Source organism: uncultured Tenacibaculum sp. (assembly GCF_947502995.1).
GTDB lineage: Bacteria > Bacteroidota > Bacteroidia > Flavobacteriales > Flavobacteriaceae > Polaribacter.
Window position 1 is genome coordinate 20,412 of record NZ_CANNBW010000008.1, and the last position, 22,725, is coordinate 43,136.

General features: G+C 27.2%; 22 protein-coding genes and 1 other RNA gene. 14 read left to right on the forward strand and 9 right to left on the reverse strand.

Annotated elements, in window-relative coordinates; all coding sequences use genetic code 11:
* The first annotated feature begins 54 nt into the window (after positions 1 to 54).
* The 5 genes from creD (at position 55) to Q1A46_RS07850 (ending at position 4,120) form a co-directional block, all read left to right on the forward strand.
* Positions 55 to 1,464 carry a cell envelope integrity protein CreD gene (gene creD, locus Q1A46_RS07830; RefSeq protein ID WP_299676330.1) on the forward strand — a complete coding sequence of 470 codons (1,410 nt, stop codon included), beginning with the start codon at positions 55 to 57 and terminating at the stop codon, positions 1,462 to 1,464.
* The gene (locus tag Q1A46_RS07835; protein ID WP_299676333.1) at positions 1,457 to 1,864 is read left to right on the forward strand and encodes a DUF2809 domain-containing protein; all 408 of its coding nucleotides are present in this window, start codon (positions 1,457 to 1,459) and stop codon (positions 1,862 to 1,864) included. The genes creD and Q1A46_RS07835 overlap by 8 nt, the downstream gene beginning before the upstream one ends.
* Positions 1,864 to 2,415, forward strand: coding sequence for a hypothetical protein (locus Q1A46_RS07840; protein ID WP_299676336.1), 552 nt, complete (start codon positions 1,864 to 1,866; stop codon positions 2,413 to 2,415). Before Q1A46_RS07835 ends, Q1A46_RS07840 begins: the two co-directional genes overlap by 1 nt.
* 11 nt (positions 2,416 to 2,426) lie before the next feature.
* Complete coding sequence (locus Q1A46_RS07845) at positions 2,427 to 3,077, forward strand: DUF1361 domain-containing protein (protein ID WP_299676339.1); 651 nt, start codon at positions 2,427 to 2,429, stop codon at positions 3,075 to 3,077.
* 140 nt (positions 3,078 to 3,217) lie between these two features.
* Positions 3,218 to 4,120 (forward strand): transporter, encoded by a 903-nt coding sequence (locus Q1A46_RS07850; protein ID WP_299676342.1) that lies wholly within the window; start codon positions 3,218 to 3,220, stop codon positions 4,118 to 4,120.
* A gap of 45 nt (positions 4,121 to 4,165) precedes the next feature.
* On the opposite strand, the gene Q1A46_RS07855 is transcribed toward Q1A46_RS07850, so the two are convergent.
* The 5 genes from Q1A46_RS07855 to Q1A46_RS07875 all read right to left on the reverse strand — a co-directional run bounded on the left by Q1A46_RS07855 (position 4,166) and on the right by Q1A46_RS07875 (position 6,819).
* Positions 4,166 to 4,381 (reverse strand): DUF3820 family protein, encoded by a 216-nt coding sequence (locus Q1A46_RS07855; protein ID WP_095073421.1) that lies wholly within the window; start codon positions 4,379 to 4,381, stop codon positions 4,166 to 4,168.
* Complete coding sequence (locus Q1A46_RS07860) at positions 4,381 to 4,980, reverse strand: DUF2459 domain-containing protein (RefSeq protein WP_299676347.1); 600 nt, start codon at positions 4,978 to 4,980, stop codon at positions 4,381 to 4,383. The genes Q1A46_RS07855 and Q1A46_RS07860 overlap by 1 nt, the downstream gene beginning before the upstream one ends.
* A 45-nt stretch (positions 4,981 to 5,025) precedes the next feature.
* Positions 5,026 to 6,234 carry an NAD(P)-dependent oxidoreductase gene (locus Q1A46_RS07865; protein WP_299676350.1) on the reverse strand — a complete coding sequence of 403 codons (1,209 nt, stop codon included), beginning with the start codon at positions 6,232 to 6,234 and terminating at the stop codon, positions 5,026 to 5,028.
* Between the two features lie 181 nt (positions 6,235 to 6,415).
* A complete protein-coding gene (locus Q1A46_RS07870; RefSeq protein ID WP_299676353.1) occupies positions 6,416 to 6,583 on the reverse strand; it encodes a hypothetical protein in 168 nt (55 codons plus the stop codon).
* Positions 6,584 to 6,606: 23 nt separating this feature from the next.
* Positions 6,607 to 6,819 carry a hypothetical protein gene (locus Q1A46_RS07875; protein ID WP_299676356.1) on the reverse strand — a complete coding sequence of 71 codons (213 nt, stop codon included), beginning with the start codon at positions 6,817 to 6,819 and terminating at the stop codon, positions 6,607 to 6,609.
* 283 nt (positions 6,820 to 7,102) lie between these two features.
* Here Q1A46_RS07875 and Q1A46_RS07880 point away from each other — a divergent pair, with 283 nt between their 5' ends.
* Complete coding sequence (locus Q1A46_RS07880) at positions 7,103 to 7,264, forward strand: hypothetical protein (protein WP_299676359.1); 162 nt, start codon at positions 7,103 to 7,105, stop codon at positions 7,262 to 7,264.
* A 22-nt stretch (positions 7,265 to 7,286) separates the two neighbouring features.
* Here the strand turns inward: Q1A46_RS07880 and Q1A46_RS07885 are convergent, their stop codons facing one another.
* Positions 7,287 to 8,819 carry an AraC family transcriptional regulator gene (locus Q1A46_RS07885; protein WP_299676362.1) on the reverse strand — a complete coding sequence of 511 codons (1,533 nt, stop codon included), beginning with the start codon at positions 8,817 to 8,819 and terminating at the stop codon, positions 7,287 to 7,289.
* 401 nt (positions 8,820 to 9,220) lie between these two features.
* Here Q1A46_RS07885 and ssrA point away from each other — a divergent pair.
* The 4 genes from ssrA (at position 9,221) to Q1A46_RS07905 (ending at position 10,885) form a co-directional block, all read left to right on the forward strand.
* Positions 9,221 to 9,618: a transfer-messenger RNA gene (gene ssrA / locus Q1A46_RS07890) on the forward strand.
* Between the two features lie 285 nt (positions 9,619 to 9,903).
* A complete protein-coding gene (locus tag Q1A46_RS07895) occupies positions 9,904 to 10,092 on the forward strand; it encodes a hypothetical protein (RefSeq protein ID WP_299676365.1) in 189 nt (62 codons plus the stop codon).
* Between the two features lie 16 nt (positions 10,093 to 10,108).
* Entirely contained in the window at positions 10,109 to 10,603 is a 495-nt protein-coding gene (locus Q1A46_RS07900) for a hypothetical protein (protein ID WP_299676368.1), read from the forward strand.
* Entirely contained in the window at positions 10,604 to 10,885 is a 282-nt protein-coding gene (locus tag Q1A46_RS07905; protein WP_299676370.1) for a hypothetical protein, read from the forward strand.
* Here the strand turns inward: Q1A46_RS07905 and Q1A46_RS07910 are convergent.
* Positions 10,878 to 11,285 carry a hypothetical protein gene (locus tag Q1A46_RS07910; protein ID WP_299676372.1) on the reverse strand — a complete coding sequence of 136 codons (408 nt, stop codon included), beginning with the start codon at positions 11,283 to 11,285 and terminating at the stop codon, positions 10,878 to 10,880. The genes Q1A46_RS07905 and Q1A46_RS07910 overlap by 8 nt on opposite strands.
* Before the next feature lie 664 nt (positions 11,286 to 11,949).
* Between Q1A46_RS07910 and Q1A46_RS07915 the strand changes: the two genes are divergently transcribed.
* From Q1A46_RS07915 to Q1A46_RS07925, 3 genes are all read left to right on the forward strand, one after another.
* Positions 11,950 to 13,371 carry a T9SS type A sorting domain-containing protein gene (locus Q1A46_RS07915; RefSeq protein ID WP_299676374.1) on the forward strand — a complete coding sequence of 474 codons (1,422 nt, stop codon included), beginning with the start codon at positions 11,950 to 11,952 and terminating at the stop codon, positions 13,369 to 13,371.
* Between the two features lie 8 nt (positions 13,372 to 13,379).
* On the forward strand, positions 13,380 to 15,371 hold the full coding sequence (locus Q1A46_RS07920) for a hypothetical protein (RefSeq protein ID WP_299676376.1): 1,992 nt from the start codon (positions 13,380 to 13,382) through the stop codon (positions 15,369 to 15,371).
* A gap of 563 nt (positions 15,372 to 15,934) precedes the next feature.
* Complete coding sequence (locus tag Q1A46_RS07925; protein ID WP_299676378.1) at positions 15,935 to 16,702, forward strand: hypothetical protein; 768 nt, start codon at positions 15,935 to 15,937, stop codon at positions 16,700 to 16,702.
* Between the two features lie 136 nt (positions 16,703 to 16,838).
* Here Q1A46_RS07925 and cas2 read toward each other — a convergent pair whose 3' ends face one another.
* Together cas2 and Q1A46_RS07930 are read right to left on the reverse strand one after the other, a co-directional pair.
* A complete protein-coding gene (cas2, locus tag Q1A46_RS20950; RefSeq protein ID WP_373456506.1) occupies positions 16,839 to 16,955 on the reverse strand; it encodes a CRISPR-associated endonuclease Cas2 in 117 nt (38 codons plus the stop codon).
* A gap of 100 nt (positions 16,956 to 17,055) precedes the next feature.
* Complete coding sequence (locus Q1A46_RS07930) at positions 17,056 to 20,232, reverse strand: DEAD/DEAH box helicase (protein WP_299676380.1); 3,177 nt, start codon at positions 20,230 to 20,232, stop codon at positions 17,056 to 17,058.
* A gap of 548 nt (positions 20,233 to 20,780) precedes the next feature.
* On the opposite strand from Q1A46_RS07930, the gene Q1A46_RS07935 reads away from it, so the two are divergent.
* Positions 20,781 to 22,685, forward strand: coding sequence for a hypothetical protein (locus Q1A46_RS07935; RefSeq protein ID WP_299676382.1), 1,905 nt, complete (start codon positions 20,781 to 20,783; stop codon positions 22,683 to 22,685).
* The last annotated feature ends 40 nt before the right edge of the window (positions 22,686 to 22,725 follow it).

Genomic DNA, 22,725 nt, shown 5'->3' on the forward strand with positions numbered 1-22,725 from the left:
GAAGGGTAGTTTTTAAAAGAGAAAACACAGTATTAAAATTAAAATAGAGATAAAATGGAAAAAGTAGAAAATCAAGCAAGTCGAGTAGGAAAGTGGGTAAAAGAATCAATTTCAGCAAGAATGTTAATGATCGGTGTATTAATATTGGTTCTTTTAATCCCATTATCATACGTGAAAGATTTAATTAGAGAACGTAAGTACAGACAGAAAGAAGTTATAGGAGAGATCAATCAAAAGTGGGGTGGAGAAGTGTTGTTATACGGACCAATATTAAAAATTCCATATAAAACATATAGTGTAAAGAAGATTTATAATCCAGAGACTAAATCACATCAAGAGGAAACAATTACGCATATCAACTACGGATACTTTTTTCCTAAAAAACTAGATATTCAAACGACAGTAAATCCTCAGCAAAAGAAGAGAGGAATTTATGAAACTGCAGTTTATGAAAGTGAAATCAATTTAAAAGGAAGTTTTACAAAACCTGATTTCAGTGAAGTTGATATTAAAGAAGAGGATATTTTATGGGAAAAATCTCGTTTGATTATTGAGACATCAAACTTTAAAGGAGTAAGTAGTTTGGTTGAAATTAATCTTCATAAAAATACCTATGCTTTCGAATCTAAATATGATGGTAAAAGAAGTGTATCTAGAGGAAAAGTTTATGAACATTCAGCAAACGATTACAGTTATGTTGGTTTACATAAATTAGAAAGTAAATCTATCAAAAAAGCAGATTTACCAGTGAGCTCAGATGTGAGTTTTAGTTTAAAAATGAATGTAAACGGAAGCAAACAAATTCGTTTTATTCCTATAGGAAAAGAAACTAGTGTAAATATCAAGTCGAATTGGAAAACAGCCAATTTCCTTGGAGAGTATTTACCTTATAATCCTGATAAAATTAAAGATGATGGTTTTGATGCTAAATGGAAAGTTTTAGATATTAATAGACCATTTCCTCAACAATCATTTAGTGGAATTTTAAATTTAAAAGAGTATGCTTTTGGCGTAAATTTTATGATTCCTGTTGATCAATATCAGAAAAGTGAACGCACAACTAAATATGGATTTTTAGTAATCGGACTTACTTTTTTAGTATTCTTTTTAATACAAACAATGAGTAAAATTTTAATTCATCCGTTTCAATATTTAATGATTGGTATTGCCTTAGTTATGTTTTATACTTTATTAATTTCAATATCAGAACATAGTAATTTTTTAAGTGCGTATTTAATAGCATCTACAGCAGTAATTTTATTAATTTCTTTATATTCAAAATCAATTTTAAAAGTGCTAAATTTTCCTCTTTTTATAGGATCGTCGTTAACAATACTTTACACTTTTATCTTTGTAATTATTCAATTAGAAAACTATGCTTTATTAGTAGGTAGTGTAGGGTTATTTGTAATTTTAGCTTCTGTAATGTACACTTCAAGAAAAATAGATTGGCAAAATGGATAAGAATAAATTTCGTTTCGATAGTAAAAGTTTTATAACCTGTATAATTCTCTTTTTAGTAGAATTAGCGATAGCAAAAACATCAGGGTTTATAAGACACACGTTTGGAGATTTCCTAGTCGTGATTTTACTCTACTATTTTGTAAAATCATTTATAAACACTGAACCTAAAAAAATAGCTATTGGAGTTTTATGTTTTTCATTTTTAGTTGAAATATTACAGTATTTCAAAATAGTTGAAATTTTAGGTGTTCAGAATAACAAACTAATGCGAATAGTAATAGGAAGTACTTTTTCTTTTGGAGATTTAATAGCGTATACGTTAGGAATAATTACAGTTTACTTTATTGAAGTGAAAAGAGAAAAATATTTTAAGGAAAAGAAGTTAAAAAGGAAAAATTAATGGAAGTACTAATTCATTTTGTTTTCCAATTGTTTAAAATTGGATTACTATCAGTTTTTTACGTATTTGTTTTTGTGCAACTTCAAAAAAGGTTCAATAAAAATAAACCTAAAATAAAGATAGGTACGCTTAAAATAGTAGGATATTACCTGATTGCATATGTTTTATTGTTCGTATATTCTTTCACATATTGGGGAAATCACGGCTTAGGAGATGGCCCCAGAATTCCTATAGGTCATTGGAAAGTAGTAGAGAATGTAAATTGGCAAGATTCAGGTTATGTAGATACTAAAAATGGTCAGTTAGAAATGGAAAAATTTCTTGTGAAAGAAGGAAAACTTTTTGGAAAATACGATAATTCATTTGCTACAAATAGTCATGAATTTTTCATATTAGATTTAGATTCAGAAGAATTACTAGAGTTTGAAAGTGAAAAAGCTTATAATTTATATGTAAATAGTAAAGACTTTCCTGATTCTAGTGAATTATTAAACTACCACAAAAATTATATGAATCGCTGGGGAGGAATTCGATTTTTCCTTCTACCATAAAAAAGCAAAATATGATTACAAAATATTTAACAAGACAGCAAAATGGCGTTTTAATGCTAGTGATAATGTGTACTTTTTTAGTTTTACTGAGAGTGCAAATCACACAAAGTTTGCTTTTTACATTTATGCTTTGGAATATCTTTTTGGCATTAATCCCGTTTTTTATCACAGAATATGCGGTTAAAAGAGATATTGAAAATAAATCAAAAGTGAAACAAATAGTACTATTTGTAATTTGGTTATTTTTCTTACCTAATGCACCATATATTATCACTGATTTTATTCATTTAGACACAAGTAGAAATAATCCACTAGGATGGTTTGATTTATTGTTTCTGTTTTGTTCGGCAATAACAGGTCTTATGATTACCATGTTAACATTAAAGGATGTATATCAAATTATTGTGAAAAAATGGAGCTTGAAAATAGCAGATGTTTTTATACCAATTGTTTGTTTTCTTTCTGGTTTCGGAATTTATTTAGGACGTTTTTTACGTTTCAATTCTTGGGATATAGTTACAGCACCAATTTCTTTAGTAGAAAAAACAGTGTACAGTTTTAAATTACCTAGAGCTTGGTATGTGACTATAGGTTTTGGTATGTTTTTATGGATATTTTTTTATACATTTTTAAGTTTTTTTAAAACTAAAAGAGAAAGTTAAATCATTGTATGTTAGAGTTTACAAAGAGAATAATGATTTACTCAATGTTATAACAATGATAAATAGATGTTAAAAAAGAGATTTAATTGTAATGCTACGTTTTTTTATCGACCAAAGATCGATATTAAAAAACTCAAATAATGACAAAAAACCTTCGATTAGCACTATCAGTTTTAGGGATGGTAGGCTTATCAACAATGGCAAGTGCACAAGGAATGTTAGATGGTTTCACACCAAAAAAAGGATCACTTTCTGTTACAGCTTCTTACTCTAGAAGCCAGTTTGATGAATTCTATTTAGGAAAAGAAAAAGTCGATGCAGTTCCAGTACATGAAGAAATTAACCAAAACATTTTCTCTTTGTATGCAAAATATGGAATCACAGATCGTTTATCTGTAGCGGTTAACTTACCTTTTATTTCTGCAGATAATACAAGTGGTTTAGGAGATCCTATAAATGGAGAAAACTCTATTTCAGGTTTACAGGATATTTCTATTGCTTTAAAGTTAAATGCACACAAGTTTAATTTTAATAAAGCAGATTTAAATATTATTACAGGTGTTACTGCTGTAATCCCTACAGGTTATGAACCTAACGGAATTTTAAGTCTTGGTAGTGGAGCATTCGGAATTGATGTTACAGCTGGTTTACATTTAAACACAGATGTAGGTTTTTTCTCTACTATTTTAGCTGGATATAATTTCAGAGGAGATGCAGATAATGATTTAACTCCAGGAGGAGAATTTGGTGTTCCAAATGCATTTGTAACTACAGGTAAAATCGGATATTCTAGTAGTTTTATTTATGTTGAAGCTTGGGCAGATTATTTAAATTCTGAAGAAGGAGTAGATATTGCTTCTCCAGCATTTAGAGGGAATTTCCCAGAAACTAATGTAGATTATAGTAGAGTAGGAATTACTGTTTATAAAAATATTATTCCTTCGTTAGGTGTAAGTGTCGGTTACGGTAGAGTAATTGATGGAAGAAACTTAGGTGATTCTCAAATTTATACTGCTGGATTAACATATAATTTATCGATTTAAATTATTACCATTAAAATAAAAAAAGGCGTTTTAAAACGCCTTTTTTTATTTTCTTATTTTTCTTAAAATATCTTCTAACCCGTTTAGTTTTAATTCATAAACGAGTCCCATCATTTGTCCTAGTTTTCCTTTAGGAAAGCCTTTGTTTTTATACCAAACCATGTAATATTCAGGAATGTCAATTAAATATGTTCCTTTATATTTTCCAAAAGGCATTCGCATATTGGCTGTGTCAACCAAAAACTGTTTATCGGTTTCCATTATTTTTTATACTTGTTAAGCAGTCCAAAATCAAATAAAGTCCAGTATGAAGCTTTCATTCCACTACTTTTAAAACCATCATTTACCCAAGTATTACAAGTCTTTAAAGGAGAATAAGAACCTTTAGCTTTATACAGTTTAGAATTTGGATACATAGTTTGTGTAAGAATGATTTTTTCTTCTTTTTTATTTACTTGAAAAGTTTCAGAAATGAATACGTTGAGTTTAAAAAGTTGTGTTTCATTTACAGGAACTTTAACCCATTTTTTTTGTTGAAATCGATGAGAAGAAACTTCTATTAATGTTTGATTATCTAAAAATAAAGCTCCAAAAGCATATTTAAATTTAAAGTCAGCCCAAGTAGGCGTATTCATATAGAAATTTTCATCACCCCAACCAAAACGAATAAAATTATCAGTTGGTTTTAGCTGTAACTCATTATTTAAATCAAGAGAAAGGTTTTGTTTAGGAATAATGATACTCAAATGAATTCCATTAGAACTTAAATACACAAACTTTGTTTGATTTACCAAAGGTTCATCATTTACTGTAATGAAACTAATAAGAATAGAAATACCGATATATAAAAGAATACTCATTAATGAGTATGCAGTATATTTCAATATTTTCTTAACATATTTCATCTATTCTTTACTATCAACGTAATCTTGTAAATAACTATAACGTTCAGTTAATTCACCTGAATTTGTCGTCATTTTTGCACGAGCCAAAATTCCGTTTTCATCATTGTTGTAAAATGCAGGAATCACATGATTTAAGAACATTTCTCCAAAACCTTCACTTGCATCTTTTGGAAGTTCACATGGCAAATTATCTACAGCCATTACCGTGATAGCATTTTCATTTTTATAATCGATTTCTGTTTCAGAAGTAGCATCGTAACCGTAAATAGGATCAGCAATTGTAGATGCCCTTAATGTGGTTGCAACTGGTCCATCTACATCACAAGAAATATCAGCTACATATTTAATATTAAAATCTTTAGATTTTACATCTTCTCTTGTGTATAAATACGGAGCACCGTCACCATAAAAATGCCCAGCAATAAAGAAATCTGTTTCTTTTGCGTATGGCATAAAGTTACTTTCATAACCTGTTGGATCTTTGTAAAATTCAAATTTATCACCAACTTTTCCATCAGATCTTTTTGCATATTCCATAACATCAACCATACAATATACAGGTTCAGTGAATTTAGAAGTTAAATATAAAGCATCACTAACTTCTTTAATTTTTAAGTGATCTAAAATTTCTTTAGCTCCATAAGCCACTTTTCCAGTACCCGAAAGTAAAATTTTAATATTAGGAAGTGTAATTTTATCCAATTCTGCTTTTACAGCATCTAAATCTTCTAAAGATTCTACTTTTGGTAATTCAAAAGCGTTTTCCTTTAGTCCGATAGCTCTAAAACCATTATAAGCACCAACTAATCCGGCATATCTACCAAAACCAATTAAACGAGCTCCATTTTCTTTAATAATAGTTTCATGATCGAACATTTCTATGTTCTTTTCAAGCATCGCTTTTAATAGTTTTCTATTATAAGGTTGCTTTTTTATTGTATGACTAAAGAAAAAGTATTTTTTGTTCGGGATTAAATTTTCTAAAGGAACTTCTTTCACACCTAATAATACATCACAATCCGAAAGGTCTGTAACAATTTCGAATCCAGCATTTATATATTCCTGATCAGAAAACACTCGAATATCAGAACTTTCAACAACGATTTCAGCTTGAGGAAACTGTTGTTTAAATTCTTTTAATTTACTTGGAGAAAATACAACTCTTTTATCTGGTGGATTTTTACGTTCTTTTATAATTCCGAATTTCATTTGGTCTCTTTTATAGTTGATTTGTTTGTTTTTGAAAGCCCAACGAAATTAAGAGTTTTTATAAGTTTGACAAAAAGATTTTAAGGATTGTAAAAGTTATATAATGTTTAAACTTTTATAATGCATAAAACCTTTACCTCGAAAGGAGATAAAGGTTTTAATCCGAAAAAGAAAAGATAAATTATTCTCTTAAATCAGTATCTATTGCTTCACAATGGCAACCTATTAAAGGATGACAAGAAAGTTGTTGACCGTCTGGACAATCTGGAATTCTTTTATTTCCTCCGTTAACTTTTAATTGATCAGCTTTATTTAATACTGTACCTAAATTGATAATAGATTTTAACATAATTATTTAATTTTTATAGTTGATTATAAGTCGTAAGCAATGTCTTTACAAACGCAATGTCCTACATTAGGATCATAAACAGCTTCTTGGTTTTGATGACAAGCATAATGTCTATTTTTTGGTCCCCAATTATCTCTATTTCTACACCAATTAGGATCACCTGGGCCTCCACCTTTAATTGATTGTTGTGCCTTCTTAGTTAATAACGTTCCAATATTTGAAATTGACTTTATCATAATCTTTGGTTTTATAATTTTCCTTACTCTATTTTAATGCTTTTCAGGTTTCGCATTTTTAAGTTAACTCAATTCAAAGGTGGATTGTTTTTAGAAGAAAATGAAACGAAAAGAGATGTCGTTTATAAAAAATGGAGGCATAATTTAAAAATTGTACCAACTGTTTTTTTGTTTAAACTCCTTGTTTTTTAAAGGTTTATTGTTTTTTGAAACTAATGGAGTGTGAAAGTTTAAAAGAAGAAGATAAATAGACTAATTTTAGAATATCAAAAACATAATGAATATGAAACTATTATCAATTGAAGATCTAAAAAAGTACGAATTAAGTAGAAAAGCTTTAATTAGTATTATGGCTAAGGAAGGTAAGTTAGATACATCTGGAGATGAAGATTGTTATCCAACAGTAGATAAACCTCGAAAAAAGAAAAACGAAGAGTGTATGTAATTAATTGTTCATTCGTTTAAGGTTAAACTTCCGTGTCAATTTTTTCTATAAATTGATACGGAGTAATGCCTGTATGTTTTTTAAAAATTCTAGTAAATGATTTAGCGTTTTTATAACCTCCAATTTCTCCAATTGCTTGTGTAGTATAAGCTCTTACTTTTTTATCTGTACTCAATATTTTTACAATATGATTTATTCTAAGATGATTCGTATACTCACTGAAATTCATTTTTTTGTAAGTTTTAATCACTTTAGAAAGATATGTAGTGTTAGTGCCAATTTTTTTGGCAGCATTGTATAAGTTAAACTCTTCTTTCAAGAAATATAAATTAGTCTCAATTTTATGAAGTCCTTTTATAATTTCTTGATGTTGTTCATCATTAATATTAGTATTATTTTCTTCAATTTTATTTTTATCAGTAGCACTTAAAAGTAGCTCTTCCAAACGTTGTCTTGTTTTTTTCTTTTCTTTATTATATCTGAAAATAAGAAACACACTTAAAGCTAGAAGTAGTATTAAAAAAGAGATAATAGCACTGTAGTATTGATTTTTATTATAAAGTTTTGTGACTCTTTTTTCTAAATCGTTTAGCTGAATTAAATTGGTAGTTGTTTTTTGTTGCAGTTCTTCGTTTTTAGAAACAATGGAATAACTTTTTTTATACTTTTTTAAATAATAATGGGCAGAATCTATATGACCTTCTTCCATATGCATCTCACATATGTAGTAATAAGCATTAGCAAGATTAGTATCTGGAGCTCCACTTTTATTAATTTTAAATATTTGAAAAAGATTTTCTTTGGCTTTATCGTAATTTTCAGAATTAAAATAGCTAACACCTAAATTATAATAGATTTTGTAAAGATCAGCTTGTGTTTTTTCTTTTTTGAAGTATACTAAAGCTTTCTCAAAGAAACCGATTGCTTTTGTATATTTTTTTTGTAAGCTGTATGTAGAACCTAAACATAAATCTATAGTAGCTTTCTTATAAGGCGAAAGTTCAAACTTCTTATCTTCTAAAATACTATGAAAACAATGTAAAGAAGAATCTAAATAGACTTCATTACCACCTTTTTCTTGATAAAATGTATTATATACATTACCTAAATTAGATAAAGTTTTAAAACGCCTTTGATAATATTTTTCTGACAATTTATTTTTGTGATTCTCTAAAAAATCAAGTGTCTTTTTTAATTGAGAAACAGATTTGTTTAAAGCTCCAATATCTTGATAAATTAAACCTATATTTGATTGTATTTTTACAATACGTACAATGTCTTTCGCTTTATTAGCAATAGTTTCTGCTTTTAAATAATAGCGTAATGCTTGTTCTGGTTTTTCTCTCCTTTTGTTAGTGTTACCAAGAAGAATATAAGTATCGAATAAGATGGTGTAATTTTCTGGAGATACTTTAATTTGAGGTAAATATTTATTAATACTATCTTGAAAAAGTTGCTGATTTACCTTTTTTTTCTCTTTGGTTTTTAAATACTCTGTAGCTGCATATCCATATGTTTTATAAGGTATATTGTTTGAAATAATTAATTTATTCATATAGATTAATACACTATCAACACCAATCCTATTTCGTTCGTTAAACTTTTGTTTATAAGTGTTTAAACTTTTTATTTGAGTTTTTACATTTTGAGAAAAAATGAAAAAACAAGTGAATAAAAAAGTTGTAGTTAGGTAATATTTTCGCATAGTATTTTACTATAAATATTTACAGAAGACTATCAAATGTATTAAAAATGTTTAGAATAAGAAGATTGTTAATTTTCGATATAGAATTAAAAATGAAGAACTAGTTTTATAAAAGCTTGTTTTTTTTATCTTTGCCATCCGCATTTTTTTGAGACAATCTTTTTAAAAGTGCGATTTTAAAATGTCAAAAAGTCTGTATCTAAGTATTGGTATATATTTTGTTGATATTATTTAAAATTCTTTGACATATTGGGGACGACTGGTTTTGACAGCAAGATTAGTAAAATTGTAAGCATACCGAGGACTGAAATGATGCTCGTTAAACTTATTTCAACAATTTAAATGGCGAAAATAATTACGCTTTAGCTGCTTAATAATCTGAATTATAGTAAGATTCAAGCCTCGGCGCACAAGGTGCGCAAGCTAAATGTCCACGGAAAGCCTTGGTTTACGGCGTTTCATTTCTGGGCATCATAAAAGTAAACATAGAAAACTTAGTACTTCGATAAGTTTTCGAAACTTAAGAAGATAAGCTAAAAGTGGATCGTTTTTAGTCAGCTTTTAGTCGAAAATTAAATAAAAACTAAGTATGTAGAAAGCTCTTGAGCTACTTGTTTGGACCCGAGTTCGATTCTCGGCGTCTCCACAAATAAACCCTGTAAGCATTGTGTTTACAGGGTTTGTTGTTTTTGGGTGTCAATTTAGGTGTCAAAATACTAATTAATAATCCTTATACTTTTTATATTAATTACCTAAGTAAGCATTAATTTAAATTCTTATATGTTAACCTTGTCTAAGGGTTTACCCTTAGACACTCAGGGTAAACCCTTAGACAATATTCAGGGTAATTTTAAATATAGTTTCATAATTATAACTTTTACTTTTGAAAGTAAAAAGTTACTTTACTCTAGTATTAATTTTAAATAGATTAAAAATGAAAAAAGTAACTTTAGTTTTAACAGTTTTATTTGGCTTGTCTTTTTTGATTGGATGTACAGATTCATCTAAAGAATTAGAAGATTTAAACGCTGAAAAATTTGAAAGTGAAATCATAAATAATGCTCAATTTATTGATAAAGACGAAATCGAAAACCCTAGAGATAAAGAGAAAGGAAAAAAATAAAATAGGTATAGGAGTAATGATTTTTTTAGTTTCATTACTCTTAGTTTCTGCATCTTCACCTTTTTGGCATATCAAGTTCTCTAAAGGAATGAAAGATGGGATTTTTGGATTCTCTAGTTTGCGAAGCTTTTTATATTCTTTTGGTACTCACTTTATATTATTTGGTGCTTCTATATTTTTCTTTTGGATATTACATTTAATACCTAATATAAATAAAAAAGTAAAAAAAATTAAATTAATAGGATTTCTCGGTATAGGTTTATATTGTTCAGTTTCTATTTATTATTTATTATATGTTTTCATAGACACGTCCAATTCTCCTTATCCAGATTATTATTATGAAATTGCTTTTATTTTTGTTTCTTTTTTAAGTTCATATATTATTTTCAAAGTTTTCAACTTTCTAAACTATGTAAATAATGTCAAGTACGATAGAGAAGAAAAAACAAAGAAAATAATTGATTATAGTATTGAATTTATTAATGAAGCTTCAAAAAAATTAACTAGCTAAATGAATGATCTAAATAGTTTAGAAAAAGATTTTTTTATTTTAATTGAAAAATTAAAAAATGACACAATTAATATTAGTGATGCTTTATTAACTTTTGAAGACTTAATAAGTAAGTTTGAATTTGTATCACAAAATGATATTAGCTTATTAGATGAATTGAAAAAAGAATTTAAGAGACTGTCTTTACAAATTATCAAATTAAAGGAAATAGATGCTAATATTGAAGAGTTAGAAAGTAATATTGAGTTCTACAAACTCAAATTATTTGGACAAGCTAAATAGTTTTTGATTTATTTTTTAATTTTTCAACTTCTTCGTAAACTTCTAATTTAGCTTCTAGTTTTTTCTCTTTTAACCATTTTTCAAAAAAAGGAATTTTGATTATTTGTTTTTCTTTTAATAAAATAACCCTAGAAACTATTTTAATTTCTTCTTCTGTTAGTTTTTCTTCATCAATAGCCGAAATGAATTTATTCTCTTCGTAATTTAAGCTTAATAAGTAATCCACTGAATATTGAGGGAAACTAGCATTAATTTTCTTAGCAAATCCCTTTGTTATTTTTTTAATATCTCCTCTTAAAAGTTTATAAATAGAGCTTTTGCCAACACCAATTTCCCTTCCGAAATCATCAGCAGTTAATTGTAATTCATTTAAAATGTCACGAAATTTGTTTCCAACCATAGAAGTAATTCTAAAAAAAGTGTCAATTATTTTTTAGTGTCAAAAAAGTGTCATATATTTATCATGTATTAACCAAATATAGACAAATATTAAGAAGAACTTGAATAAATAGGTTATTCATGTAGGAAATAATATTGTCAAAGAAGAAAAAAATAAAAAAATGAGATTAAAAAATAAGAGATAATAATTATTGGAAAAGACTATTTTATCTATTTAAAATTAATACAATACTATAAATTGATATAAACATAATTCTCTTAAAATATTAACAGCAAAACTTTTCTTTTTCAGACAGTTTTTATGGAGGGGAGCCAAGGGATTTCAAAAAGGTTTAAAAAGGAGGAAACCTCTTTTATAATCCCTAGCCAAGTGGTTCTAACTGATCCTTAGAACGACATCAACCTGAGTATGAAATATGGCTTGGGTTGATTTTTTTAATTAACCAAATATATAAAATATGATAAATAATATTACTTTGTATAGTTAAAGATTTTTATGTACGTTTGTACCTGAAAAAGGAAAAGAAAGCTATGATACTATATTCTTATTTTTAGTTTCATTTTATCTTTCTAAATATTATAAACTGTTTTGTAAGCTAATCATCATATTTAGCTTTTTACATTGTTTATAACCAACCTCGTAATTATTAAAATTAAATATCATCATGAGAAAACTAACATTCACATGTATGCTGTTATTGCTATGCGCAGGAATCAGCTATGCACAAGAAAAAGAATCAGACTGTGATTCTAAATTTAATGAAGCTTTAACTTATCTCAAAGAAGATAAAAGCTCAGAAGACAATCAAGAACCAGCTATTAAGTTACTAAAACCATGTGCTGAAAATGGTCATATTTATGCCAAAGTTCTTTTAGCTAAAATTTATGAAAAATCGAAAGACGAATTAGATCATCAAAAGGCATTTAAATTATACAAAGAAGCTTCTAAAGAAGGGAATTCTATAGCAATGGCAAACCTAGCTGTTTTGTATAAATATGGTAAAGGTTGTAAGCTTAACTATAATAAAGCAAGACAATGGTTTAAAAAATCTTCAGATCAAGGAAATCATAAAGCAACTTATAGCCTTGGTTATCTATATTTAAAAGGCTTTGGTAGTATAGAGCAAAATTATAAGAAAGCTATTCAATATTTTGAAAAAAGTGAATACCCAATGGCTAAATATTGGTTAGGTGTTTGCTATTTAAATGGTTATGGTGTAGATAAAAATACTTCAAAAGCTAACGAACTATTAGGTGCTAATTTTAACAATACGACTTCAATAGATAAAAGTATTTCAAATTCAAATGACGTTAGTAATAAATTAGAAAGCTTAAACAATACTGAGATTAATACTTCTCATTTATCTTTTAAAGAAGAGGATATAGTTGGGAAATGGAAAGGAAAATTAATACAATTAGATTGGTCTAAAAAAGATATTGTAAATAAGATTGATTTTGAAATCTCATTAAAAAAGGATGAAAACACAGGTACATTAATTTCATCTGTAGTAACAAATAATCAAACAATTAATGATGATGTACTACTTTTAGATAATACACTTTATTTTGATGGTACTAAATTAGTTTTACCTCACAGATCTTACAACGGTTTTATTCCTTCTCAGTTAGCTCATAATCTTTTATCAGCAGACCTGCAATTAAAGTCTTTTGAAGGGAATGACTATCTAACAGCGAATATAGATAGTTATATACAGGAATGGAATGAAACAGGAGTTCCAACAAGAATAGTACTTAAAAAAATAATTGGTTTTGAAAATAGTAATGAAGAACTAACAGATGATGCATTAAAAGCATTATCTGAACAAGAAGAAAGCTTCATTAAATTATATCCTAATCCTTTTGTAAACGATTTAATAGTTTCTTATAGCTTAAAAGAACAGGCAAATGTTCAAGTGCAAATTACAGATTTAACAGGTAATTATACTTCAATATTAGAACCTGAAAAATTACAGAACAAAGGTAAACACCGCTATTTCTTTAATGCCTCTCATTTAAAAGAAGGAGCATACATCGTTAGTGTAATTGTAAACGGAGAAAGAAAAACTAGATTAATCGTTAAAAAGTAAAAAAAGCTATGAAACATATATATAAACAATTAGCCTTATTAATATTCATTTTAGGCTCTACAGCACTACAAGCACAATTTTTAACACCAGAAGGAACAGACGAATTTTTAGGCGGTGGTAGTAATGGTGGAACTGGTGGAGATGTTATAATAAAACTTCCAATAAATAATAGATGTGATGGGTGTGAAAATTTAGAAGATCTTGTTTTTTCAAATAGTTCTTCATTAAATAATGCAATAGCTAATGATTTGAGAATTGAAGCTGCAGCAAGAGAAGAAGCTGAAGAATGGTATAAAAAACAAACTGTTATTATGCATAATTTTTTAAATAATTTTTTAGGTCGAAATTTTTCGAACTATAATGAAGCAAAGACAGAATTATTTAAGAAATCTGAGCAAAGAAATATTTCATACACGCAACCAATAGTTGAACGTAAGTTTGACCAACTTCGTAATTCAGCAGCCATAGCTAAAAGAAGAAGCTTATATGGTTTAAGAGCATTACAGCAAAGAGAGCGTGAAATAAGAAGTGGAAATACTTCTAATAGTTTGTATTCGGATATATTAGTTAATGACATACCTTTAAGAAATATTACAGATTTAAGTACATTAAACAGAGAGAGGAATAAAATTTTATCTGATGGTTTTAACAGGAAAATGTACGAAGAACATCAATATAAATTTTTATTTGATTTACTTGGTTCTAGAAACTCATTTCGTTCAGATCTAGAAGCTGAAACTCTTAGGCGTAAAAATCAAATTCATGATAGTTATAACTTTTGGGATAGACTAAATTACATGCAGCTCTTAATTCAAACTGAATTAATTAAAAGGAATGGTGTAAGTACTGTACCTTTTAGCCCAAGTCAACAAAATGTTTTTAGTAGGTTTTATAATAAATTAGAAATAGCTTCGGCACAATTAATTGAAGATTTTGCTAGAAAGAGATATTCTGGAGATAAATTATCAATTTTTCATCCTGATTATTGGAAAGTGATTTTATTTAAGAATTTTAATGGGGATCCTTTTAGTCAAGCACAAGCTTATGGTGAACATCAAAGATTAATGAATAATGAAAGAACAAAAGCAATTGCAAATACTCCATTAGGAACAAATTTAAGTGTAGATTATTTAGTTAATAAACTATCCATAACTGATAAAAATCAATATGAATGGTTGAACGCGAATCCTCAGAAAGCTATTAATTACGAAAAACTAATTAAAGATTATAAAAATAATAGTATTGGTGGTGAATTTGGAAATACATTAGTGGGAGATTTAAATTTATCCAATGGTAATGATACAGATTTTGTTAATTTAGGGGATCCTACTGATTTTGTTACAGAAGCTATTATAAATGGAGGTCTTGTACAGGAGATGATTAAAGAGCTAAATATCATTGGAGTTGAAAAACAATGGTTGTATAACAATCCTAATGAAGCAAATAAATTAAGAATATTAGCTAATGAGATTAATGATAATACACAGTTTACTATAAATTCAATTATTAATGGCTTTATAAATGGTAAGTTTAAAATAGATAATTCTTTGAGTATAAATAATACTATCTCTTTTAATTCCTTTTCTGAAGTTCAGGATTTTATCAATCAACTTACCAACTTCCAAAATCAGAAAGAGAAAAACAACATAAATAGAGAAAGAATTATTAATTTTAAGCAAAATTTTGCTAATGTATTTACAGTAAAACTTAATGTAGATGTAAAATGTACTTTAGATAACTTTAGAACACAAGAAGATGAATATAAACTTGAAAATGTAGATGTATACTTAACAGGGTTAACTACTTTTGTAGAATTGAAACAAGGTGAACATATTACAGAAAGAAATGGAGGGGTTGAAACAGTTATCATAAAAAATAAATTAATAACAGGACTTAATATTAAAGGTTTTCCTTTTTCATATACAGAAAATTTGACAGTTGGTGTTGAATTTGATAGAAGAACAGGAGAAGCTTTTGATATAAAAATACATATAGAATAAATTATATCTCAATGGAAAATTCAAATAATTTTAGTTTAGGACTTTTTATATGGCAATTTGTTTCAATTGCGCTTATTTTTATTGTTCCTTATTTTTTGTTTAAGATAAATAAATATTTAAACTTGAATATTAAATACCTTAAACAAAAGCTAAAAGAAGAAACTGATAGTTAGTAAAAATAATATAAAGCCACAATACTTTAATATATTGTGGCTTTTTTTATATGATTTACATAGTAAATAATCTTATTAGTTTTAGAGCTGTTAGGTTTAGTTTTCCTGAGTATGTATCTAAATCTAACTCTTCTAAATTCATGCTTTAGTAATTTTTTTTTTTTATAAACACATCATACTTTTTAAATCCTAGATTTTTATTAAATATTTCTAGCTATTAATTAGCTTTTGCGTTTTGTTGCGTTTTCATTGCGTTTTTGAAATAATTTAACATTACACATAAAGTATATTTTTAGATGCATTATAAATAGAAAAGCTTATCATAAAAGTATCTTAGAGCTTGTATTTGAAGAAGCGCAATATTATTTTGCGAAAAAATTGCGTTTTGTAATGGATAAAAACAAATTGATAAGAGAAAATTTACAATATCACTTAAATAATTCGATACAATTATTTAAAGGAAAATTTTCATTTCCAAACCTACTTAAAAAAGAGTTAAAAAGTATAGAATCAATTGAATGGGAGGGAAGTTCTAATATTGAATTAGAGAAATTCAAAAAAGAACGACAACTTAAATTAATAGATTTATTAAACGATAAAAATCTTCATGATCAGTTGGATTATACTATAAGACAACTTGTAGATGTTAAAGATTCTTTTTATCAAGATTACATTGAAAATCAATTAATAAATAACTTTTCTTTAATTGCTTCAAATATTTTCACCGAAAATAATTTAAAGTTAAATGTGCTTTTTTTAGAACATGATTATCAAGAAGAGGCGTATTTTTGTGGGTTTGAAGCTCAAGATTATAAATTTAAACTATTATCAGGTCAAGAGTATTTGGAATTTAATCATGAAAAAGAGTTATTTAATGGAGTAGGGAGTTTTGATTACACCATGCTCTTAAAACCATTTTTAGAATTAGAAGAAGCAATAGATGAAGATAAATTAGATGTAATTAATGACGCATTAGTTCAGGGAGATTATTTAGAAGAAGTAAAGAAATTATTCTTTTTAAATAGCTTTTTAGGAATACATTTAAGTTTAAATAAAATTAAAGGTAAAATAAGACAAACAAAAATTCCTATGCACGATGAAGTTTTTGTTTTTGCAAATGAACATGACTGTGAACAGTTAAATGTTTTTGTTTTGTAGAATTTAATTAGTTTTAGTTGCTGAACTGCTTTTTGAAGTGAAGTTTCTTTGTTTCCATAGAATATCTCTATAACATCAAATTATTTATCGGTAACTTCAAATATGCATACCGCAACATGCTTTTGAAACATATCTTTTACTCTTTTATATCTATACTAGAATTTTGACTATTACGACAATACCTCATGTAAACAGAAAACTGAAACATAATAAATCCACCAGCTTTTAATTTTTTTTCTAAAAGTTTACTCAATCTTTCTCATCAGCTTCTCATCTGCTAGTTGATCAACTGTTAGATAAGGGTATTATATAATTTATTCTATCATAGATGTTTTTTTTGTAATAAGTTTTTTTTAACTACAAAAAACTTTCAGTTTTAATCCTAAAGAATGAATACTCGCTAATGTGCTTTCTAGGGTTAGTGCGGCTTGTTTAGCTTCAGCACGAGGTTTTTCTCCTCCGATTTTTTCAAGAAAAACATCCTTTTTTAAGGTATAGCCCATTACCAACCAAACTTCTTTTGAAATATTTACATCCATTTTCTTTTTTACAATATAATTCCAAATTGACTCATAACATGTTGGATCAATTTCTGAAGGTAAATCTGCAGTCCTTATCCTTTCTTTAATTTTATATGATTTTTCTTTATCTGGATTCCAGGGATTTGTCCATGTTTTTAAATTACCTGGAGGAGAATCATCAAATATTGATAATAAATGTGCGTTTTTTACAGCTTGATTACAAATTTCGCTAATTGCAGATGCTCCATACTGTCCATGACTTTTAGGCTTAGAATTACCTTTCCCCTTTACATGTATAAAAGCTATTTTTTTATTTGTTACCAAAATAAAATCAGCTGGTTCTGTATTTAAATCTGTACATATTAAAAGTTCTTCTTTCTCATCATTTTCTAACATATAACTTTTTAATTGCGAGCCTCTACCCCTATTTGCTAATAAAGAGAAAATAGAATCATCTTGCCAAGAATCTTCTTCTTTTTTACTATTTTCAGTTCCTTTTTCAGAATACCTTTTTGATAAAGCATCAATAGAAATCAACATGTTTGATAAAGGAGATAATGTTTTATCAAATTTTTTACCAAACTTAAAATGAGGTTCATAAAATCGTCCGCCTGAATATGACAGCCCTTTTTTTGTTAATACCCTAAAACATTGTTTTTGATTTAGTTTTTTAATAAGATTTACAACGCTAAACTCAATTTGACCATCAATAGTTTCCATTGAACCTGAAAGATCATCACATACTAAAATATATTTCCCTCTCTTATCATCAAACTTAATTTCAATAGTGAACAAAACATCATTTACAACTAGTTTAAAATTAAATTTCCCTTGAGGGTCTTCAATAATTATAGAGAACTTATCAGGAATAGATAAGCTCTCTGTATTAATATTATCCTCCGAATCATCAATATTATTTACAACTTCTAAATCAATTTCCAATTCAAATAAATCTAATAATATACATTCAGGTGAGGTGTCTTTTACATTTGAAATTTCAGTAGAATACCTGTTAAAAATACCAAGAGTACTTGAGTTTTTTTTCAAAGAATAACATAAATAATCAATCCAATCTAAATACTCTTTAAACTTAACATTTTTACCTTCACTTTGACTTATTCTTCCAGTACTAAAACCAATGTATGTTCTAATTTGAAATTCTTTTTCTTTTAAACTAGCGTCCTTGTAATCTTTATAAACTTTCTTATCTACATAATGACCAAAAGTTGAACTCAAAAAATGAGAAAAATCATTTAAATTTGGCGCAGTGTCTTGAATAGATGATGCCATATAAGAATGACTATGAGGCTCTAACGAACCAATGTTTGAACTCTTTAAAGCTACACGACTTAAAACAGTATCATCCGACTGTTTAAAAATGGAGCGTAGTCTGGAGGAATTTAAGCCATAACCAACACCTAGTTTATCTTTACCTAGTGGAAGTAATTTCCCTGAGTCATAAAAAACTAAAAAATCTTTTTCTTCTTTAAAAAAACATATTTGATGTGTGATTTCTGGAAAAAACGTATTTGTTAGGTAAGGCGAATTTTTTACCGTGAAATATAAATAAAGACCTGAATTTGAACCATAAATGTTTTTATAAAATACATGGTCTTTATCCTTTAAATTATGATCTAAATACTTCTTTATAAAATCAATAGAATTAAATGATTCTTTCTTTTCAATAAAATTAGCTTTTAATGGAATTTGAACTTGAGCTTTCAATTCTTCTTCAGTCCAATTAACAAATTGCTCCTTAGTTAATTTAAGCCTTACTTTTTTATCAATATATTGATGATCTCCAACATTTTTATTTACATCATCTAAAATTTGTTCTGCTAAAGTTTTTGTTATTTTACCACTCTTATCTAGTGAAACAAAGCCATTCCAAGCATTAATATAATCTGCTTCAGTGTAATTGTAAACATAAGCAATGTCATCATTCTTTTTGGGATTTCGAATAATTCTACCAATCTGCTGAACTAACGATCTTGTATTAGTCATTTCATCAATGATAGCTAAACATCTAAACTTACTACTATCTATACCTTCCACTAGTTTGAACTGATGAACCCAAACATCTTCATCTTTATCCTCTTGATCTTTAGGTACTACATTTAACAAATAAGGTTTTAGCTTTTCATTTTTTTCTTTAAAATCTTTCTTGAATGTTTCATGGATTGATAAGAAATTTCTATTCAATCTGATCAATTCTTTTGATATAGAAATAATTGATTCTGAACTATCACATTTAATAATAAGTCTAGCTGCCTTATGAGTTTTCTTTATCTTGTCAAATCGTGTAATAGCATCTTTTACAGCACTAACTATATTATCTTTTTTTCCTAAATCTTCAATTTTTACTTTCCTTAAATATTTTAATTCTTGTAATTCCTCATAACTTTTCTTATACACATAATTCTCCCAATCAATATCAAATTTTTTAAAATCATTACGAAAAGGTGTTGCTGTAAAAATAATTTTAGGAGCTCTAAATGCTCTTATAGTTTCACTCCATTTAGGTGCTGGCTCATAATGTCCTTCGTCAAATAAAATTAGCTTTACATTTTGTTTAAGAATTTTATATAATTTAGCGTTAGTATCTCTAACTTTATGTAATTTTTGGATAGTCCAACAAATAACAGAATCCGACTTAATATTAGCTTCAGTAGCTTTTTCATCATAAACAGATTTCGTTGGTTGTACTTTTAATTTTTTAAATTTATTAAGGAACAAATTACCCGAAAGCTCTTTAAACAATTGATCTACAACAGGTCTTCTAGGAGACAACACCAAAACACATCCTTTACGAGGTAAACAACAAGCCAAAGAGGCTATAATGATTGTTTTTCCACTACCTGTTGGTAGAGCTACAAGTCCCGATAAAATAGTTTTATCTTTATCATAATCTGAAATATACTTATTCATCAAATCAACTCCTTCCATTTGATAATCTCTCAAATGTGATTCAATTTCTATTGGTTCTAAAATTGATTTCCTTTTCTTCATACCTATCTTAATTTGTGTACTATAACTTAAAAACCTCCCCAAAGAACTCTGGAATAAGATTTTACTATGCTCCTAGTTTTGTTGCCCTTCTTGCTCAAGACTATCAAATCCTCCCATTAAAGTATTTACTTTTCCTATAATTGCTTTTTATTCTTCTGATATTTAGTTAAATGTGTAATTTCCTAACCAAATATATGTAAAATAAAGGTGTTTATTAAATGAAAAACTACAGAATCCATTTAAGTAAATGTTTTTTACATATCTGTTTATTTTTGCGTTTTGCGTAAAAAACGAAAATGTTAGTTTATCGTTTATAAAAAAGGATATTACAATACTAATACTTTATAAACAAAGGGAATTCCGTAATTATTTATTTCCTATTTAGCGCAATAAAAAACGCAAAAATTGAAAAAGTTAATGAAACCATTGTTTTATTGAAATTATAGAGAAAAGATTTAAGGAAAGTAAATATCATAATATTTTTTCCTATTATTGTTATGTGATTGACAAGAACTATTTCGCATAGTTAATTTTAAACTTGTATAATCATGAATGATATTTTTTTTAATACCAAAAAAGAGGCTCACCTTTTATATAAACAAGGGGCAAAATACGATGCGTATTTACTTGCTTGGAATGAAATGCCATTGAATAAAATAGTAGATTGGTATTTAAAGAACAAAACAAAAAAAGCTTTCTTTAAAGATGATTTTTTTTACAATTCATTTTTAACTAAACAATCTGCTGTTTGGGTTAGGGAAGCTAAGGCTATTGAATTATGGAAAGATTATCTTAAAAATTACAATTCCATAGAGTTTGAATACTATGTAGCCTATAACAATCCAGAACTTTTTATTGAAGGTTATAAAGAAATGTTACTTTTCTTAGATAGTTCTCGATTAAAAACTTTAAAAAATGGCGAGTTACCACCAGTTGTTAAAGAGGAAATCTTAATTTGGGAAAAACTTTCAGATCTGCTAAACACTACATGGAACAAAGTTTTATATAAAATTAAAGGTCTAAACAAATCTAAACATGAATTTATTGTCGCTTCATGTGCTGCTTTTGAAGCATTTGTCTATAATAATCATGAAGATCCTATTAAGTTTCAATATGGAGGTTATGCTTTGAGTATATTAATTGCTTATGCACAGTCTGAGATACAAGAAGAAACAAAAGAACTTACATATGAAAACATCTATCAAGTTTACCTAGAAGAAGTATTGAAAAAAGAGTTTAAATCTATATTCACTTTAGTGAACGAATATGTAACTAATAAAGATATTATATATAGATACGCCTATGAACCTGGATTAAAAGTTAAAATAAATGATATAGGTGAAATAGTAGTTTTAGAAGATGAAGTATTTAACATTAAATGGAATTATGATGCTGATAGATATTCTTTGAATGAAAATATGTATTATAAACTAGGAGTAGAATCTTACGCAGAACATTTGGAAAAAGGACAAATTATTTTTCATAACAATAATAAATCTGAAGAGAATATTATGGGGAATGCTTTGTGTAATGGAATCAAACTTGCTATTAATGATTTAGGTCTGAAAGAAAAAGAAATGAAAAATAAAATTCCTTTACTTACAGCAATTACTTTTTTACAGGGGTTAGCGACAAGAAAATATCATACAATTGTAAAGCCTCTACATAGTACTGCTTCAAATAAGAAAAGTACATACATAGAAGGGACATTATTGTTACAAAATAAAGAATTTATACTTATTTCTGATATTGAAAATTTTCATCAAATGACAAATAATTCAGGGATAAAGTGTTCCATAGAAGATATAGAAAAAATCATATCTAATTTTTCTTTTAATTGGAAGATGATAAAATTTGACCCTTTTGAATTAACTATAAATTTATGGCAAAAGCCATTCATAAAACTTGGGGGAAATATTATATCTCCAATGTCTATTTTAACAAGTTTTACAGGATTATATACATTAACAGAAGCTTTATTTAAAAATTTTAAACCAAATGATGGAACTTCTATTGAAAATATATTGTGTGAATATTATAAAAATATGCCATGGGACACTAAAGTTAAATCGGCTAGTAATAAAGAAAAGGGAGATATAGATATTATAATGGAAGATGATCTACATATTGTTTATTTACAATTGAAACGTACTAGTCAGAAAACGAATACTTTTGAGTTAGCTAAACAAAAAAAACAAGATGAAAAAGCAATTTCTCAGCTTCAATTAGCAGGAGCAGCTTATGAAGGTAAAAAAGAAATTCATTTATGGTATGTATCAACAGCTCTAGAAGGTTTAGGAATTAAAATTAATAATGTTTTTAAGGTAGGTTATCAAGATTTACTTCATATTTGTAGGCTAAATTTATATCGTAATAAGCTAAAGTCATTAGGAGATTTCATCGAAATTGTAGAAACAGATCAGTTCTATAAAGATAATCGTAATAATTATTAATCACCTAAATTCATTTATATACTCATAATGAGATAGAAGC

Coding starts and splice junctions, on each gene's coding strand:
- creD (WP_299676330.1), top strand. CDS start 55: ATGGAAAAAGTAGAAAATCAAGCAAGTCGAGTAGGAAAGTGGGTAAAA.
- Q1A46_RS07835 (WP_299676333.1), top strand. CDS start 1,457: ATGGATAAGAATAAATTTCGTTTCGATAGTAAAAGTTTTATAACCTGT.
- Q1A46_RS07840 (WP_299676336.1), top strand. CDS start 1,864: ATGGAAGTACTAATTCATTTTGTTTTCCAATTGTTTAAAATTGGATTA.
- Q1A46_RS07845 (WP_299676339.1), top strand. CDS start 2,427: ATGATTACAAAATATTTAACAAGACAGCAAAATGGCGTTTTAATGCTA.
- Q1A46_RS07850 (WP_299676342.1), top strand. CDS start 3,218: ATGACAAAAAACCTTCGATTAGCACTATCAGTTTTAGGGATGGTAGGC.
- Q1A46_RS07855 (WP_095073421.1), bottom strand. CDS start 4,381: ATGGAAACCGATAAACAGTTTTTGGTTGACACAGCCAATATGCGAATG.
- Q1A46_RS07860 (WP_299676347.1), bottom strand. CDS start 4,980: ATGAGTATTCTTTTATATATCGGTATTTCTATTCTTATTAGTTTCATT.
- Q1A46_RS07865 (WP_299676350.1), bottom strand. CDS start 6,234: ATGAAATTCGGAATTATAAAAGAACGTAAAAATCCACCAGATAAAAGA.
- Q1A46_RS07870 (WP_299676353.1), bottom strand. CDS start 6,583: ATGTTAAAATCTATTATCAATTTAGGTACAGTATTAAATAAAGCTGAT.
- Q1A46_RS07875 (WP_299676356.1), bottom strand. CDS start 6,819: ATGATAAAGTCAATTTCAAATATTGGAACGTTATTAACTAAGAAGGCA.
- Q1A46_RS07880 (WP_299676359.1), top strand. CDS start 7,103: ATGAAACTATTATCAATTGAAGATCTAAAAAAGTACGAATTAAGTAGA.
- Q1A46_RS07885 (WP_299676362.1), bottom strand. CDS start 8,819: ATGAATAAATTAATTATTTCAAACAATATACCTTATAAAACATATGGA.
- Q1A46_RS07895 (WP_299676365.1), top strand. CDS start 9,904: ATGAAAAAAGTAACTTTAGTTTTAACAGTTTTATTTGGCTTGTCTTTT.
- Q1A46_RS07900 (WP_299676368.1), top strand. CDS start 10,109: ATGATTTTTTTAGTTTCATTACTCTTAGTTTCTGCATCTTCACCTTTT.
- Q1A46_RS07905 (WP_299676370.1), top strand. CDS start 10,604: ATGAATGATCTAAATAGTTTAGAAAAAGATTTTTTTATTTTAATTGAA.
- Q1A46_RS07910 (WP_299676372.1), bottom strand. CDS start 11,285: ATGGTTGGAAACAAATTTCGTGACATTTTAAATGAATTACAATTAACT.
- Q1A46_RS07915 (WP_299676374.1), top strand. CDS start 11,950: ATGAGAAAACTAACATTCACATGTATGCTGTTATTGCTATGCGCAGGA.
- Q1A46_RS07920 (WP_299676376.1), top strand. CDS start 13,380: ATGAAACATATATATAAACAATTAGCCTTATTAATATTCATTTTAGGC.
- Q1A46_RS07925 (WP_299676378.1), top strand. CDS start 15,935: ATGGATAAAAACAAATTGATAAGAGAAAATTTACAATATCACTTAAAT.
- Q1A46_RS07930 (WP_299676380.1), bottom strand. CDS start 20,232: ATGAAGAAAAGGAAATCAATTTTAGAACCAATAGAAATTGAATCACAT.
- Q1A46_RS07935 (WP_299676382.1), top strand. CDS start 20,781: ATGAATGATATTTTTTTTAATACCAAAAAAGAGGCTCACCTTTTATAT.